The 16,245-nt window shown below is 43.3% G+C and carries 13 protein-coding genes; 8 read left to right on the top strand and 5 right to left on the bottom strand.

The window, feature by feature from the left end; all coding sequences use genetic code 11:
- Positions 1 to 15 precede the first annotated feature (15 nt).
- From NST40_RS20980 to NST40_RS20960, 5 genes are all read left to right on the top strand, one after another.
- Positions 16 to 912, top strand: coding sequence for a carbohydrate ABC transporter permease (locus NST40_RS20980; protein WP_036685756.1), 897 nt, complete (start codon positions 16 to 18; stop codon positions 910 to 912).
- 91 nt (positions 913 to 1,003) lie between these two features.
- Positions 1,004 to 2,839: an extracellular solute-binding protein gene (locus tag NST40_RS20975; protein WP_076219824.1), complete on the top strand. Its 1,836-nt coding sequence runs from the start codon at positions 1,004 to 1,006 to the stop codon at positions 2,837 to 2,839.
- A gap of 134 nt (positions 2,840 to 2,973) precedes the next feature.
- Entirely contained in the window at positions 2,974 to 4,719 is a 1,746-nt protein-coding gene (locus tag NST40_RS20970; protein WP_076276063.1) for a sensor histidine kinase, read from the top strand.
- Positions 4,712 to 6,118 (top strand): response regulator, encoded by a 1,407-nt coding sequence (locus NST40_RS20965; protein WP_076219822.1) that lies wholly within the window; start codon positions 4,712 to 4,714, stop codon positions 6,116 to 6,118. Before NST40_RS20970 ends, NST40_RS20965 begins: the two co-directional genes overlap by 8 nt.
- Positions 6,115 to 7,782, top strand: coding sequence for an extracellular solute-binding protein (locus tag NST40_RS20960; RefSeq protein ID WP_076276064.1), 1,668 nt, complete (start codon positions 6,115 to 6,117; stop codon positions 7,780 to 7,782). Before NST40_RS20965 ends, NST40_RS20960 begins: the two co-directional genes overlap by 4 nt.
- Before the next feature lie 53 nt (positions 7,783 to 7,835).
- Here NST40_RS20960 and NST40_RS20955 read toward each other — a convergent pair whose 3' ends face one another.
- A complete protein-coding gene (locus NST40_RS20955) occupies positions 7,836 to 8,255 on the bottom strand; it encodes a MarR family winged helix-turn-helix transcriptional regulator (protein ID WP_076130769.1) in 420 nt (139 codons plus the stop codon).
- Positions 8,256 to 8,419: 164 nt separating this feature from the next.
- On the opposite strand from NST40_RS20955, the gene NST40_RS20950 reads away from it, so the two are divergent.
- Positions 8,420 to 9,880, top strand: coding sequence for an MFS transporter (locus NST40_RS20950; protein ID WP_076278765.1), 1,461 nt, complete (start codon positions 8,420 to 8,422; stop codon positions 9,878 to 9,880).
- Positions 9,881 to 9,913: 33 nt separating this feature from the next.
- Here the strand turns inward: NST40_RS20950 and NST40_RS20945 are convergent, their stop codons facing one another.
- Together NST40_RS20945 and NST40_RS20940 are read right to left on the bottom strand one after the other, a co-directional pair.
- Positions 9,914 to 10,981, bottom strand: a complete 1,068-nt coding sequence (locus NST40_RS20945; protein WP_076276066.1) for a glycoside hydrolase family 99-like domain-containing protein — start codon at positions 10,979 to 10,981, stop codon at positions 9,914 to 9,916.
- Between the two features lie 13 nt (positions 10,982 to 10,994).
- A complete protein-coding gene (locus NST40_RS20940; protein ID WP_076276067.1) occupies positions 10,995 to 12,032 on the bottom strand; it encodes a glycosyltransferase in 1,038 nt (345 codons plus the stop codon).
- A gap of 207 nt (positions 12,033 to 12,239) precedes the next feature.
- Between NST40_RS20940 and NST40_RS20935 the strand changes: the two genes are divergently transcribed.
- Positions 12,240 to 12,650, top strand: a complete 411-nt coding sequence (locus NST40_RS20935) for a hypothetical protein (RefSeq protein WP_248548519.1) — start codon at positions 12,240 to 12,242, stop codon at positions 12,648 to 12,650.
- A gap of 89 nt (positions 12,651 to 12,739) precedes the next feature.
- Here NST40_RS20935 and NST40_RS20930 read toward each other — a convergent pair whose 3' ends face one another.
- Positions 12,740 to 14,095, bottom strand: coding sequence for a PFL family protein (locus NST40_RS20930; RefSeq protein ID WP_248548616.1), 1,356 nt, complete (start codon positions 14,093 to 14,095; stop codon positions 12,740 to 12,742).
- A 17-nt stretch (positions 14,096 to 14,112) separates the two neighbouring features.
- Entirely contained in the window at positions 14,113 to 14,382 is a 270-nt protein-coding gene (locus NST40_RS20925) for an ACT domain-containing protein (protein ID WP_036685776.1), read from the bottom strand.
- 217 nt (positions 14,383 to 14,599) lie between these two features.
- Between NST40_RS20925 and NST40_RS20920 the strand changes: the two genes are divergently transcribed.
- Complete coding sequence (locus NST40_RS20920; protein ID WP_076130764.1) at positions 14,600 to 16,231, top strand: diguanylate cyclase; 1,632 nt, start codon at positions 14,600 to 14,602, stop codon at positions 16,229 to 16,231.
- The last annotated feature ends 14 nt before the right edge of the window (positions 16,232 to 16,245 follow it).

Raw genomic sequence — 16,245 nt, 5'->3', positions numbered from 1 at the left:
CAGGGGTGATCCCATTTGAGAAAGAAAAAACTAACTTCTGGAGAATTAATCTTTCAAATTATTATCTACACACTCTTTGGATTGTTCACCCTGTCATGCATTTATCCATTCTACTATTTGTTCATTAATACGATCAGTTCGAATGATCTTAGCGCAGCAGGGTATATCAAATTTTATCCAAGGCAGATCCATTTTGATAACTATAGTAAGGTTCTAAGAATCAGTGGTTTAGGTCATGCGGCTACAGTCTCTATTTATAGAACAGTTGTTGGTACTTTGCTCACCGTTGGATCTTCGGCATTTCTTGGGTACTTGTTCACCAAAAAGGAAATGTGGGGCCGGAGTATTTGGTACCGCAGTGTTGTAGTTACGATGTATTTCAGCGCAGGGCTGATCCCATGGTATATCACCATGCATAACTTGCATCTGACTAATAATTATCTGGCTTATATTTTGCCAACCATTATTACTCCTTTTAATATCATTTTGGTCAAAACCTTCGTCGAGGCAATTCCACCCTCACTTGAGGAGTCGGCGTCAATGGATGGAGCAGGTTACTTCCGGGTGTTCTGGAGTATCATTGTTCCTCTTACAACACCTATCTTGGCTACGATTACGATTTTCTCAGCGGTGAATCAGTGGAATGCCTTTATTGATACGGCGTTTCTGATGACAGATACGAAATACTTTACGCTCCAGTTCTTATTATGGCGTTATTTGAACGAATCCAGCTCGCTTGCAGCCTTAATTCGTAATTCGCCAGATATGGCCGCTAGTGCAGCGAATATGCAGACTCCAACCTCTGTGCGGATGACTGTAACGATGATCGTCGTATTGCCGATTTTGATCGTGTATCCGTTCTTCCAACGCTTTTTCGTCAAAGGAATTATGATCGGTGCGGTTAAAGGCTGATGGGTAGCCGCTCTGGACTAGAACTGGGTTTTCCTCTGCTATAAGCAGAGTTGAACTATAAGTGAAGAGATGAAAGGGAGGGTATAAAGCAATGAGAATAAGAAGAGCATCGCTTGTCATGCTATCCGTAATCCTGGTCTTCGTTCTTGCAGCATGTGGCGGGGGGAATAATACGGCTAACTCGGGCAAAAACACGAGCACAGAGAAACCTACGTCGGCTGCCACGAATGCCCCGGCGGAAGAGACAGCAGCACCGGATGACGGAGCGCTTGATCATTCCAAGCCGCTGAAGCTGACTGTATTCTCAACAACCGCTAACTATGCCGGTCCACAAACCGGATGGTTTGCAAAAATTATCAAGGATAAGTTCAACATCGAAATGGAGATTGTAGCTTCAAACCTGACTGGTGGAGATACCAAAATTTCTGCAATGATGGCTTCCGGAGATCTTGGAGATATCATCATTTTCGGTGACGACAAGAACCACTATCCAAATGCCATCAAAGGAAAGCTGCTCTTGGACTGGACACAGGACGGTCTTTTGGACAAATACGGAAAAGACATTTCTAGCACTTTTCCAAAAGCTATTGAAAAAGCTAAGGTAGCTTTTGGCGGTGGATCATCAGTCTTTGGTATGGGGAACAGCGTAGCTTCTAATCCATCCGGACCCTCTGAAGGAAAAGATATGACTTGGGGTCCAGACCTGCGCTTTGATCTTTACCAACAAATTGGAGCGCCAGAAATTACAAAGATTGAAGATTATCTGCCTGTGCTGAAAAAAATGCAAGAGCTCGAGCCTAAGAATGAACAAGGCAAAAAAACCTATGCTTTCTCGATGTGGTCTGATTGGGATGGCAACTATAAAATGACATTGGCTAAACAGTTCGCTAACATGATGGGCTATGACGAAATTCCTGATACTGCTGTGTATGTTAAGGCAGATGAAGAAAAGTATTATGACTTCTTATCCGAAGATAGCTGGTACATGAAATCGCTCAAACTGTATTTTGAAGCTAACCAGATGGGTCTGGTTGATCCGGACTCTATGACGCAAAAATTTGACGATGTTGTAGCGAAATACAAAGATGGTCGTCTATTGTTCTCTTGGTTCCCATGGCTTGGAGCTGCTAACTACAATACACCAGAAAGAACAGCCGAAGGTAAAGGTTTTGCGCTGGTTCCGTTCAAAGATGAATTGATGTATTCCACAGGGTTCAATGTTTACGGTGGTAACGGTATTATTGCAATCGGCGCAAAAGCTAAGGAGCCTGCTAGAATTATGGAATTCATTAACTGGATGTACACACCGGAAGGTGCAATGATTTCTGCAGGAAGTGGTACAGCAGTACCTAACGGACCTCAAGGTCTGACTTGGGATATTGATGCAAACGGCAAACCTGCAGTGACTGATTTTGGTTGGAAAGCTTATACTGATCAACAGAATACTCAAGTTCCTGCTGAATACGGCGGGGGTGACTACTACTATGGCTCCAATCAAATGAACTTCTCGTTTGTGGTTCCGGCGATGGTGAATCCAGAGAATAGTGAGCCATTCGATCATAATCTGTGGACAACAACCCTAGAGCGTAACCCTTCCAAGCTTGATAGTGACTGGAGAGCGAAAATGGGTGTTCTGACTCCTAAGGAGTATTTTGAGAAAAACAATCTATTGGCTGTAGCACCACAAGGCTTCACTGGCAAAGAACCATTAACCATGGATAAAACAGTGGAACAAAAGAATAAACAAATCGGTACGGTTATTCAACAGATTTCCTGGAAAATGGTCTTTGCTAAAGATCAAGCGGAATACGATAAGTTGAATAAAGAAATGCATGATAAGGTAAATGGTCTTGGGTATTCTGAAGTTATGGATTTCTCGATTAAAAAGGCTGAGGAATTGTTCGAGGCCCGTAAAAGCGTTAAATAAACACGGCTAGTAACTATAAAATAAGGCGGGGCGGCGTGGAGGCTGTTCTGCCTTATTCTATTCAATTAAGGATAAATGTGGTATTCTCACATTAATATAAAACGCTTTCAGATAGAAAGAAGAGGATAATCCAGATGGTAAGAGTACCCCTGCGGAGTCATACTCCAGCTGTCAAATCCTTACGTAATACCTTATTTATCTATCTAGTAATCGGAACACTACTTCCGCTTCTCTTAGTAGGATTCGTAACCTACACCTCTATTTACTCCATCCTTTCAGGTAAAATTGGCAACGGGATCAGCGCTAGTCTGAGACAGGAAGCCTCAAGCCTGGAGAATGCCATCGACAATATGGATTTTGCCTCCAAACAGTTTGCTCTGGACGGTCAGATTGTGCAGGAGATGTCCTCATTTATTCAGGAAAAACAAATTTTTCGCAAATCGCAAATGATGAATTCCATCAACCAGAAGATCAATCTAGTCAATTTTACGAACCCTTATATTGGACTTACAGCCTACATTATGCCGGACAGCGATGATCCCGTTCTGTTCACCAACATGAGCGCACGCAGAAATTTTGATATCAGTACATTGCCGTCTTTTATGCGATATAACGGGGCTGACTATTATGGACCACATCCCACTATGTACGCTGTTGGTGATAATCTCGTATTCTCGGAGCAGCGGATTGTCCGTGTGCCGGGCCAGCATAAGCTTTATATTTATTTGGAGACGAATTATAGTTTGTTTCGCAAAATCTTCAATCAGGAGTCCTACGGGATGAAAGTAAATCATCTGCTGGTCAATCAGCAAGGTAATAGTACAAAAGTGATCGATGGCAAACTTCCGCTAAGTATTATTAAAGCTGCGGGAAGCAACTCCAATCTCACCCATGAAACGCTAAGTGGATATCATCTGTTTCGTTACGCGAGTCCTCAGGGCTGGAAGCTTATTGCCGTTGTGAAAAAATCAGAATTCAACAGTGAAATTTATTCTTGGTTTTATAAAATGATCTTACTTGCCTTCTCCACCCTTCTTTTTGCCGGGTTTCTGGCTTGGATCATCTGGAGGAAAATTTATGGTCCGTTGCGTAAGGTCAACCTTGAAATCAACCGAATGGCGGAAAATGTTACCGCTCCGGTAGCCTATACGAATGTGGAAGAATTTGATTTCGTGCTTACCAACTTTCAGCAGATGAAAAAACAGGTGAATGAGCTGATTGTTGCGGTTGCCCATAATGAGAAACAGAAAAGCCAATTTGAGATTGAGAAGTTGCTCAGCCAGATCAATCCTCATTTTTTGCATAATACCTTAAATACGGTACAGTGGATGGCCCGGCTAAACGGCCAGAAGGAGATCGACAAGCTGGTCACTCTTCTTGTAAAGGTGCTGCATTATAATCTGGGAAAGCAAAGCATCATTGTTACCATTGGCGAGGAAATTGAAGCGATTCGAAATTATATGGAGCTGCAGCGTATTCGTTATGATTATGAATTTGAATTTAACGTTGAAGCTGATGAGGATGTATTGTCTGTGGCTGTCCCGAGATTTTTGCTTCAGCCTCTGGTTGAAAACTCGATTTATCATGGATTAAGCGATAATGGCAAGGTAGATGTTGAGATAACGAAACATGGTGAAGGAGAAGTTCAGTTATGTGTAAAAGATAACGGCGCTGGGATGGATGCAGATACATTAGATCAGCTGTTGTCTGATGATGGAGCGAAAAAACGGGGACTTGGAATTGGTTTTTCATATGTGAACCGGATGCTTAGAACCTATTATGGAGAACAAATGAAGCTAGAGATGTTCAGTAAGCCAGGAGAAGGTACGGTTGTATCCATTGTGATTCCGAGGAAAGGTAAGGAGGACTTCGATGATTAAGGCTGTAGTTGTCGATGACGAGAGACTCGTGCGAAAAGGCTTCATTTCCCTGATTGACTGGTCATCCTTAGGGATTGTTATAGTTGGGGAGGCAGGTGATGGTAAATCTGCTTTGGAGCTGCTTCAACAGCAGGAAGTAGATTTATTATTTGTGGATTTGACCATGCCAGGCATTTCAGGCTTCGAGCTTATTAAAATGGTTAGACAACGGTTCGCAGGCATTCGCTGTGTTGTCCTTACTTGTCATCATGAATTTGACTATGTTCAGGAGGCTATGCGTTTAGGAGCCGTTGACTATATTGTAAAAACACTGCTTGAGATGGAAAATGCGGATGAAACCATCAGACGTCTTGTCGATCGTATTAAATGGGAGGACAATACACGGGATGCTCTGGTTCGTGGGGAAAGTAAACGTATGGCTGCTGATAAGGCTCTGCTGTATTTGCCACTAAATCATCAATGCAATGAAGAAGAATTGTTTCAGCTGTCCAGCGTGAAAAATAATCCGCTCATTACTTTTCATGAGATGTGGATGTCGCCCTTATTACATCGTTTCTCAATAGATGAGAGCAAACGTGAGCTTAAGATCCAGCTATCCGGACGATGGCAGACCGCGCTAATCAGTGGATTGAGAGATCAACCGTTACAGGAATTAGAGGAACAGCTCACTGCGAAATTACGCCGTATTCTATTTTATCATCCTGAACCTGAGGATTTGACCTCATTGAAATATGAAGACATAAAGAAGGAACCAGCGGCTCCCTACTCAAAACAAGAGGCGGATAATCTGCTGGAGCAAGCACAGAATTTGAAGTGGACAATTGATGGAAATGAGTGGGAGAAATTTGTAGCAAACATAATTCAGCAGAAACCCCGTTCTGATCAGTTTCTGGCGTTTGCACACTCTCTAATACAAAGCTGGAGCTCTTTACTTTTAAAGCCTGAAGATGCTGCTCAACTGGAAAGGGACATCTCCCATAATCTGAACTGGTGCCATTGGAAGAACTGGCTGCGGCGATTTTCTGATCATGTGGGACGAAGAATGCTGGAACTTGGATTAACTAAAGAGGTTATGTCCTGTCTTATTCGTGCAGTTCGTTATATGCAGAGCCATGCAGGTGACAAAATCAATCAGAGCGACGTAGCAGCCGTCATTAATATGAGCCGTGGTTATTTCAGCCAATGTTTCGCTCGTTTTGCCGGAGAGACATTTGGTGAATGTTTACGGGGAATGCGGCTGGAGCTTGCCAAATCACTGCTGCTGGAGACTACACTTCCCGTCTGTGAGATTGCTTCGCGGTCCGGTTTTGAGGATGATCGTTATTTCAGCAGATTGTTCAGAGAACGTATTGGTAAATTACCAAGTGAATTCCGTGCGGAGGGGAAAAACCAAATATGAAATTTTGGAAATCTATCCTCCTAGTGTTTATGGTCATTGGAATGACATCATGTCGTGACAATAATGGTATTGTAGATTCGGTTGCAAGCCCTCAGGCAGGGGATGAAGCTACTTCTATCGCTTATAGCAAATATGAGGATCCGATTGTGATCCGAGTAGGGTTTAAGGTTCCCGACTCGCGGCTTAATACAGGTGACAGCAACGATAACAATCCAATCACCCGTTATTTAGAGAGCATTACGAATATCAAAGTGGTTCACTCCTGGGAAGCGAAGGGTGAGGATGCTTTTACGCAAAAGGTACAGCTTGCCATTGATAGCAACGATTTGCCTGATGCCATGGTTGTGGATCGGGATCAACTGAAGAAATTAATTGATAATGATATGATTGAAGATTTGACAGAGACTTATAAAATATATGGATCTGAACTTATCAAGGATATGTACAATTCTACAAAGGGTGAGGCATTAGAGGACGCTTCCCGCGATGGTAAACTATATGGATTACCAAATGTAGCTATTGATGCTGACTCTCCCGTGCTGCTCTGGGTACGTCAGGATTGGCTGGAGAAGCTGGAGCTGCGGCCTCCTCAAACTTTTGAAGACATCGAGAAAATTGCCAAAGCTTTTATTGAAAAAGACCCTGATGGAAATGGAAAAAGAGATACCGTCGGTCTAAGCGGCTACAAAAATATCGTATATGGAACTAAACCATTAGTTAATGGTCTGGATGCTGTGTTTAGTGCATTTCACGCTTTCCCCACGAATTGGATTAAGGATAACAACGGCAATATCGTGTATGGCTCCATTACACCAGAGACCAAACAAGCGCTTGCTAAACTTGCTGATTGGTATAAACGCGGGTTGCTGGATCCGGACTTTGCACTATATAAGGAAACTCAGGAGCCTATTATTACAGGTAAATCCGGGATGTTTTTTGGTCCTTGGTGGATGCCTTATTATCCTTTATCAGAGGCAGTGGCTTTGGATACGAAGGCAGAATGGAGAGCATATGCAGCTCCAGTTGACGATTCCGGTAAGTTTGTCGCTCATTTAGCGCCGGTAACAGATCGATATCTTGTTGTGCGTAAAGGGTTTGAACACCCTGAGGCTGTAATCAAGCAATTAAACGTGTTTACAAGACTCGAAAGAAGACAGGATCCTAATCAAGAGGAGGTAAAAAAGCTGGGTGATTTCTCTGCGCAGACAGGCATTCAGCTGCGTGCATATTATCCGTTCGATCTTCTGATAGATTATAGGGATGCGATTGAGAAACATTATGCTGATATCCAGCAGGCTTTGCACGGAAAGATAGACCCGGATACATTAAATTCTGATACCCGGCTCATTTATGATCAATGGGTAGCGGAAACAGAGCAGCCCAAAAAAGATCTTGAAGGCTGGAAAGCAGCAAATGCGTATAAATACGGAGTAGCTGTGTTAACCTCAACTGCTATAGAGGGAGTGCGTGGGGTCTTTTATGGGAACACCCGGCTTATGAAGACTAAATGGCCGGAACTGCAGAATCTGGAGAATGAGACGTTCTTAAATATCATTGTGGGTGATTCACCGCTTAGTGATTTTGATGCGTTTGTAGCTAAATGGAAGAGTATGGGCGGAGAAGAGATTACGGAAGAAGTTACTGAGCTCGTAAAGCAAAAGTAAACGTGGGATGCCTCAACAGCCTAATGGCTGTGGGACATCCTTTTTCTTATGTTCTATTCTTCGTTTTTGCTGATTTTTTGCAGCAGGAAATGTAGTTGCTCTACTTCTTCATCGGTTAAATGGCCCACAAGGCTTTTATTAAATTCATCTAAGATGGACTGTAAAACTGGGAAGAAATCGATGGCTTTCGGGGTAGGATATAGAAGGTGAGAGCGTCGATCATTAGGATCGTCTTTGCGCTCGATATATCCCGAGTTCTCTAATTGCTTCACAGAACGTGCTGTAGTTGCTTTATCGAACTTCAATTCGGCAGTTAACTGATCCTGAGTAATGCCTGGCCGAGAGAGAATCAATTTAAGAAAGCTATGCTGTCCACCACTACCGATTCCATAGGGGACAAATTGCTTAACCAGTTTCTTTTGATTTTGACGGTGAAGATGGGAAATTAGCTTCCCGATAGGCTCTCTTGCCAATATAGACACCTCTTTGGGTTATATGTTCGTTCATTTGTTGCCTTGAAATAAAGTGTACAATAAAGTCGTTGCGCACGCAACTAAATTGTTGTACACTGGGTATGGCGAGTTTGGTTGCGTGCGCAACTAAACAGTGATTATTAATATTTAATGAGGTGTTAGTTATGAGTTCTGTAAGTGCAACCTATCAGGAGGATAAAGAAATTCAGAAGAAGCGCTGGATGATCTTAATTGTTCTGAATATTTTTACGTTCATGTCCACCCTTGATGGTAGTATTGTCAATATTGCTCTGCCTGAGCTATCCAAACAACTGAAGCTGCCCATGGCGCAAATCGAATGGGTAACAACAGGATATTTAATGGCGATCTGTGCGGCGATCCTTTTCTTCGGCAAGCTTGGAGATATCGTAGGAAAGATTCGAATTTTTAAGATTGGCACGATTGTATTTGTTATTGGATCTATGCTGTGTGGGCTTAGTGTAAGCTTACCAGCCTTAATTGCTTCGCGCGTAATTCAAGCCTTAGGTGCTTCGATGACCATGGCGAACAGTCAGGGAATTGTTACGGATATCTTTCCTGCCACGGAGCGTGGTAAAGCCCTTGGTTTCATTGGTACATTCGTGTCTCTGGGAAGTATAGCCGGTCCAAGTCTAGGCGGGATTATGGTTTCCACCTTAGGCTGGGAGTATATCTTTTGGGTAAACGTCCCTATTGGCCTGATCGCTATATTTTTTGGATGGAAGGTATTGCCTAAGGATTTAACGAGAGTGAAATCTTCGATTGATGTGCCGGGCAGTTTACTGTTCGCTGTCTTTATCATTACTTTGTTCGCAGGATTATTACTAGGTCAACAGCTTGGATATGGTAACAGCTTAATTGTTACATCAATAATTGTTGCTGTAGTCAGCTTCGTTGCTTTCATATGGATGGAGCTTCGCAGAAAAGAACCGCTGTTGCAGCTGTCATTATTTAAGAATCCGTTGTTTTCTTTAAGTATCTTATGTGGTTTTCTCGTATTTACAGCGAATTTCTGCTTCAATATTATCGCGCCGTTTTATGCACAGAACATGCTTAATTTATCGCCATTCTATGCAGGCTTTTTGTTAATGCTGTTGCCGATATGTATGGTAGTCGTGGCTCCAATGAGTGGAGCGCTATCGGATAAAATAGGCTCGGAATTTTTGACTTTTGCAGGGCTGGTGGTCATGGTTATTGCGCAGTTCGGATTAGCACAGCTTCATGTAGGAAGCTCTGTTGTGCTGGTAGGTGTGTGGATCGCTATGCTGGGGATAGGAAGTGGTTTATTTCAATCGCCGAACAATTCGCTTGTCATGTCTAAGGTACCAAGAACACAGCTTGGTTCTGCGGGTAGTGTCAATTCGTTAGTTCGTAATGTGGGTATGGTTGTCGGCATAACAATTGCTACTACAATTCTTTTTCAAGTGATGAGCAGTAAAGCCGGCTATAGGGTGACAGGGTTAGTTCCTGGTCGGCCAGAGTTATTTATCGAGGGCATGCATGTAGTGTTTGTAACCTCGGCATCGATATGTCTAGTGGCTGCTTTATTAACTGGCTGGAGATTGGTGAGTGCAAGAAGCGCCAGAGTGCAGTCATCGGAAAGATAACATACCATGAAAAAGATCCTTCTGGCGCTACGGCTAAGAAGGATCTTCTTTGTGATGAAACTGTAAGGCTTCCTTAACGGCTTGCAAGTATTGATATTGATAACGTACATCCGGTTCTAGGTAGGCCCCTTCAGCCCATTCATTCCAGGCGTTGATATAAATATATTCACTTTTGAACATTTTTTTGGCGCGCTCAATTTGTCGTGAAAGGTATTGGCCGAATTTTTGAGGATTAGCGCCTAAGGTGCTTTGTCCGGCAGGGCCTTTACGTGGTGTGTTATCCCAGTTGACAAAGGCTCCCGGATATATGATTTCTCCGTCTCTATGGGGTGTCCGCTCCAACATAGATTCCCATAACTCATCATAATCAATTACGATATGCCTCTGATCCTCCACCTGCTTTGAGCTCCATAAATGCTTAACCCCGCCATGTGCGAATGTGTAATGCGGCTCAAATTCCAGACTGGCATCGAATCCTTGCTCTTTCTTTAGAGGGAAACCGCCCAGTGTCCGGACCAGATGAAGTCCTTTAAGTCCGTTCTGCAGAGCCAATTCGCGCCAATATTGAAGCATTTCTTCACAGTGCGGGATACTAGCAGACCGATAAATGATAAAGACAGGCTTATCCTCCACCCGGATATAACGATCATCTTTGAAGGCTTCCAGCAAAGCAAAAAAGTGCATTCGCCAATCCCGTTGTTCTCCGTATTCCTGTGGCATCAGGACATCCTCTTCGGTACCATCCCAGCTACGTGTCCAGGGTTCGTTAGCCCAAGAAAGGCAAAAGGGGAAGTCAGGCTCTTTGCTCGCAAGAATCTGCTGAACCGGTTGTTCCAGCAGCCGCCTGCCATTAAACCAATAGTGATAATAACAAAAACCGTAAATGCCATGAGCCCTTGCCGTCTCTGCCTGCCATTGTTTCACTTTAGGATCCGTTAAATCATAGTAGTAATTATTTAATGGCTTCTTGGGCTGATCATGTTCAGGATAAAGGGCTGCAGCCTTCCTGACATTTGTCCATTCTGTAAAACCCTCACCCCACCAGGAATCGTTCTCAGAGATCTGATGAAACTGAGGCAATACAAAAGCAATGCATTTCAAGTCAGGTCACCCCCTATGGTTCCTTGAATATTTTTCTCAGCAGTAACTTTCCTTGCTGGATATAAGAATGGTTATATTTAAGTTCCTTTAGGGCACGAGAGGCAGAAATTCTTCTTTCTTCACTATGTGAAAAATAGTGCTTAAAGCTATCGGAGAGCTCTTTGAAGTTCTGGAAACGAATGAGATCTTCTTCTGCAATTCGGTAATTATGAAGATGGGGATGATCCTCCACTAACTGAAATACACCGCAAGCGGTGACCTCCATAATCTGCTGCACAGAACCAGTGCAATTGATGACGATTTTTGCTCCATTATAATAGCTGGACATATCTTCACTATGGGTGATATCAATGAAATTTCTGGGGGGTTCCCAACCACGCCCGGCGATCATTACCTTAAGGCCTTGAAGTAGGTCTGAATATGCCAATGTGTAAAGCACACTATCGATTTGAAAATCGCCAAGAATGAGTACATCACTCTGATAACAGTCCTCCACACGTCTTGGATAATAGAGATCCGTATCCGCAGCATATGGGAGATAGCTGGAGTGTTTGCCCCATAAACCCTGGTAATAGATCAGATTAGCTATGTTCTGTGTGAAAATATAATCGAATAACAATGCCAGATTACGTTCTGTTGGAGTAAGACAAGCGGCATCTGCCATCCATACCGCTTTGGGAACATTGGAAGCTTTCAGAGCAGGGAGGTTCTCCTCCGGAAATAGGGTCTCCGATCCTAGAGCTAATATTAGATCAGGTTGAAAATGGGCTAAATATTCCTCCAGATTATGCTGGAATTTAATAGCAAGTACTTCTTTGACCAGATGCCTTAGTTGATCTTTAAAAAGTCGTACATTAGGCATTTTACCGCTTGCCTCTGTAGGAACCAGCAGCAATATTCTTAATTGTTTGAGTTCCCGTTGCAAAGGCTCTGCTCTATAAGAGTTCATCTCTAGGATGAGGTTATGGTGTTGCGATGGATTAACTTGGCTGATGGTGACTTCGTGACTTGAAGGCCTTTCAGGAGTGAGCCTATTAGCTGTCTTCTTCATAATTCCTCCTGTGTTCTGTGGAGCCAGTCGTCCGCTCTAGCACCGAGTCTTGCTAATCATTATATGTGTAGGGGGTTATTTTGACTTTAGGTATAAGACCATTAATCAGAGTCTCGAAGATAAAAAGCGGATTTAGTGAAAGCTGTATATCTATCTATGACAGGGCTGGCTTGTTTAACATAAGATGTACTATAAAACCTGAAAGGGATGATCGCCTTGCCAACCTTCGATAGCGTTCTAGTTACAGGAAGTCAGACCATTCAAAATGATCTGCACGTTAATGGAAATGAGACTATCGATTCGAATCTGCATTTGAATGGTAGTCAGACTATAATGGGAAGCCTAAATGTGAACGGCAGTGAATCCATACTCGGTCATCTGGGGGTTACCGGTGAAATTAGCGGGGCAGGCACCATCAGAGCTGCAACCCGGTTGATCGCTACGAACCAAGCAACATTGCCACCAGGCGCTCCTACCAGCCTGCAACAGGTTCGATACTTTTCTGTAGGTGCTGTAGGTCAGACGGGTCTCGTGCTGAAGGGCACAGATGGAAATGATTATGTATTATTTATCGATTTGACTGGCGGAACGCCTAATATCGGCATTCAACGGGCTTAATCAAGATAAACTAATATTCTCAGCTTTAAAATATAAAAAAACAGCAAGTCTCCTAAGTACAAATAGGGACTTGCTGTTAGAGGTTTCTATTAATTCTTAAAGCTATGAATTGGTGCAGGGATTCGTCCGCCACGATTAACGAAATTCGCGCAGTTGAAGCCATTCACTGCCATAACTGGTGCATATCCGAGCAGGCCGCCAAATTCGACCATTTCACCAACGTCCTTGCCGATTACTGGAATCACGCGAACCGCAGTGGTTTTGTTATTCACCATGCCGATTGCAGCTTCATCCGCGATGATGCCGGAAATGGTCTCCTTGGTGGTGCTTCCGGGGATAGCGATCATATCCAGTCCCACGGAACACACACAGGTCATAGCTTCCAGCTTCTCTAGTGTAAGGGCACCCCGCTGAACCGCTTGAATCATGCCGTGATCTTCACTGACTGGAATAAAGGCTCCACTAAGTCCACCTACATAGGAGGAGGCCATTACGCCACCTTTTTTAACATTGTCATTTAGGATCGCCAGAGCAGCGGTTGTTCCCGGAGCCCCAGCTTCCTCCAGACCCATGACTTGAAAGATTTCGGCAATGGAATCTCCGATTTCTGGAGTAGGAGCTAAGGATAGATCGATAATCCCAAAAGGAACATTCATCCGTTTGGAAGCCTCTTGAGCAACTAGCTGACCGACACGTGTGACTTTGAAGGCTGTCCGTTTAATGGTTTCACATAAGGTTTCAAAATCCTGTCCTCGAACCTCTTCAAGCGCACGTTTGATGACACCAGGACCGCTGACGCCAACGTTGATGACACATTCCCGCTCTCCAACCCCGTGAAATGCTCCGGCCATAAAAGGGTTGTCCTCAACGGCATTACAGAAGACTACCAGCTTGGCGCAGCCGATGGAATCCCGATCCTTGGTGCGTTCCGCAGTTTGGATAATGATATCACCCATTAATTTCACAGCATCCATGTTGATTCCACTTCTGGAGGAACCGACATTGACCGAGGAGCAGACTCTTTCAGTGACTGCCAATGCTTCTGGAATACTGTCGATCAGAATACGATCGCCTTTGGTGCAGCCTTTTTGTACAAGTGCAGAGAAGCCGCCGATAAAGTTAACGCCTACCTCTTTTGCAGCCTTGTCCAGGATTTCAGCAACAGGTACATAGGTATCTGTCTTCACCGCACCAGCGGCAATAGCGATGGGTGTGACAGAAATCCGTTTGTTAACGATAGGAACCCCAAATTGTCTTTCCAGATCTTCACCCGTCTTTACGAGCTTTTCAGCGGATCTGGTGATTTTGTCATATACATTTTGATTAAAGGTGCGCATATCCGTGTGGGCACAATCCATGAGGCTGATCCCCATCGTTATGGTACGCACATCCAGATTCATTTCACGAATCATCTTATTCGTTTCTTGTACTTCCACTAGTGATATCATGGTCAGCCATCCTCCTAGATTCGGTGCATAATATTAAAAATATCCTCATGCTGAAGCTTGATTTCCACGCCAATCGATTCGCCAAGCAAATGTAATTCCTCTACAATATTCTCAAAAGCTTTAGTTGAGCTAGAAATGTCTACAATCATCATCATGTTAAAATAATCTTGAACAATCGTTTGCGAAATATCCAGAATGTTCAAATTGTGTTCGGCTAGATATGTACATACTTTTGCGATAATCCCTACTTTATCTTTTCCTAATACAGTAATAATCCCCTTCATGAATACAGCCTCCCTTTGTATTTGTTGATTTCACCGTGTATACGGAATGAACCATTCCAACTATTATTGCAAATGATGAAACAAGCTTCAACCAAAGGTTTTTTGTCAGTTTGATTAAATATTTATTTTGGCAGCTAAAATTATAGAAAATTCATTTGACAGCCTATAAAAAATGTGATGAACTGAGAGTTTGATATGATAGTCTGAAGGAGTAAATATGACTACACAAAAATATAAAGACATGGTTGAGCAAAGAACGAAGATGACCCTCCAGGAATGGACGGAACAGGCGGAAGTGAAGGAAAAGGACATTTATCGTTTTTTGCATAATTTAAAAGGCACTGCTGGAACTGTCGGATTACCGGATGTCGAACAATTTGCCGAGGATACGCTGCCCTATTTCATGGAAAGCAGTCTTAAGAGTTGGTCAGTCGAGGAATGGGGGGATTATTTATATCCACTGATTCCATTGTTTAATGTCCATTCATTGGCAGCTTCAAGCTCTGTCAAAGCATTGGATAAAAAGGGACCTGCTGAGACGCTCACGCAGAATGATATTCTTCTTATCGACGATGATGTAGAGTTAGTTGCTTATCTGAAAGAGTCGTTGGAGAGGCAGAATTACTATGTAAGCATTGCCTTATCTGCTGAACGGGGACTTAAAATCTTTTATGAAACGAAACCAGATCTCATTCTGCTGGATATTCTTTTACCGGATAAAAGCGGGATTGAGGTGTTGAACCAAATTATCGGCAAGGCTAAAAAAGAACGAATTCCCATTATTATTATAAGCGGGGAGTACTCCAAAGCGACGCAAATGCAGGCGTATTCGCTGGGGGTGATGGATTTTTTACCGAAGCCTGTAGATATTGATTTATTTCTGGTATTGATCAAAAATCGCTTTCAGCTCAAAAGAGAATGGCAGGAGTCCATCATCGTCGATGATTTGACCGGCGCATTTAATCGCAAACACTTCAATCAAGTCATGAAGCAGCTGATTGGTGATTTTAAGCGGACCAACCGCGTATTTTCGTTAGCGCTGATTGATTTGGATTATTTTAAAAACGTTAATGATACATATGGTCACCTAATCGGAGACGAAGTGCTGCAGGGCTTTTCCGAGCTTGTGAAGAATTCCATCCGTCTGGAGGATACCTTTTGCCGTTATGGGGGAGAAGAGTTTGCAGTGTTCTTACCTCACACGGATGCGGAATCTGCAATGTTGGTTATACAACGTATTCAAGAGCGGTTTGCGGCGACTGATTTTTTTGCGAAAAATGAAATCTTTCATGTGACTATCTCTAGCGGGATTTCTGAGGTAACAGATGCCGAGAATATAGCCGATAAATTGATTGAGGAAGCAGATCAGGCTCTTTATGCCAGTAAGCATGCTGGAAGGAATCAGACAACGCTTTATTCGGACCATTTATCCACTACTAAAAAGCATTCGGTTCTGAATGTGATTGTTGTGGATGACGATACGCTAATTCGGAGAATTGTGACCAGTCAGTTCGCCATTTGGGAGCCGGAGAATATTGCTGAGGTGAAGGTTAGCAGCTATGCGAATGGGCTTGATTTCCTGCAATCGGATTGGTATGCCGTGGATGAGAAGTATATTATTTTGCTGGATGGTGTGATGCCTGATCTGGATGGAGTAGAAGTTCTGGAAAGAATCCGCAAAACGTATCCGGAAGTAAATATATTAGTGATCATGTTGACGGGAAGAAACAATCAGGCGGATATTGTACATGCCCTGCAGATGGGTGCCGATGATTACGTAGTCAAACCGGTCCATATGCCTGAGTTATTGTCGAGGATAGAGCGGTTGGCTCATAGATTTTTGTTCTAATTGGGTTCTGAATA

Origin of the sequence: Paenibacillus sp. FSL R10-2778, assembly GCF_038593035.1 — a bacterium.
Lineage (GTDB): Bacteria > Bacillota > Bacilli > Paenibacillales > Paenibacillaceae > Paenibacillus_AQ > Paenibacillus_AQ odorifer.
Note: the sequence above shows the minus strand (reverse complement) of the source record. Positions and strands in the feature narration are given on the sequence as shown.

Bases quoted from the DNA above. Each gene is read 5' to 3' on its own strand.
- NST40_RS20975 (WP_076219824.1), top strand. From the start codon at position 1,004: ATGAGAATAAGAAGAGCATCGCTTGTCATGCTATCCGTAATCCTGGTC.
- NST40_RS20970 (WP_076276063.1), top strand. From the start codon at position 2,974: ATGGTAAGAGTACCCCTGCGGAGTCATACTCCAGCTGTCAAATCCTTA.
- NST40_RS20965 (WP_076219822.1), top strand. From the start codon at position 4,712: ATGATTAAGGCTGTAGTTGTCGATGACGAGAGACTCGTGCGAAAAGGC.
- NST40_RS20960 (WP_076276064.1), top strand. From the start codon at position 6,115: ATGAAATTTTGGAAATCTATCCTCCTAGTGTTTATGGTCATTGGAATG.
- NST40_RS20950 (WP_076278765.1), top strand. From the start codon at position 8,420: ATGAGTTCTGTAAGTGCAACCTATCAGGAGGATAAAGAAATTCAGAAG.
- NST40_RS20940 (WP_076276067.1), bottom strand. From the start codon at position 12,032: ATGAAGAAGACAGCTAATAGGCTCACTCCTGAAAGGCCTTCAAGTCAC.
- NST40_RS20935 (WP_248548519.1), top strand. From the start codon at position 12,240: ATGATCGCCTTGCCAACCTTCGATAGCGTTCTAGTTACAGGAAGTCAG.
- NST40_RS20925 (WP_036685776.1), bottom strand. From the start codon at position 14,382: ATGAAGGGGATTATTACTGTATTAGGAAAAGATAAAGTAGGGATTATC.
- NST40_RS20920 (WP_076130764.1), top strand. From the start codon at position 14,600: ATGACTACACAAAAATATAAAGACATGGTTGAGCAAAGAACGAAGATG.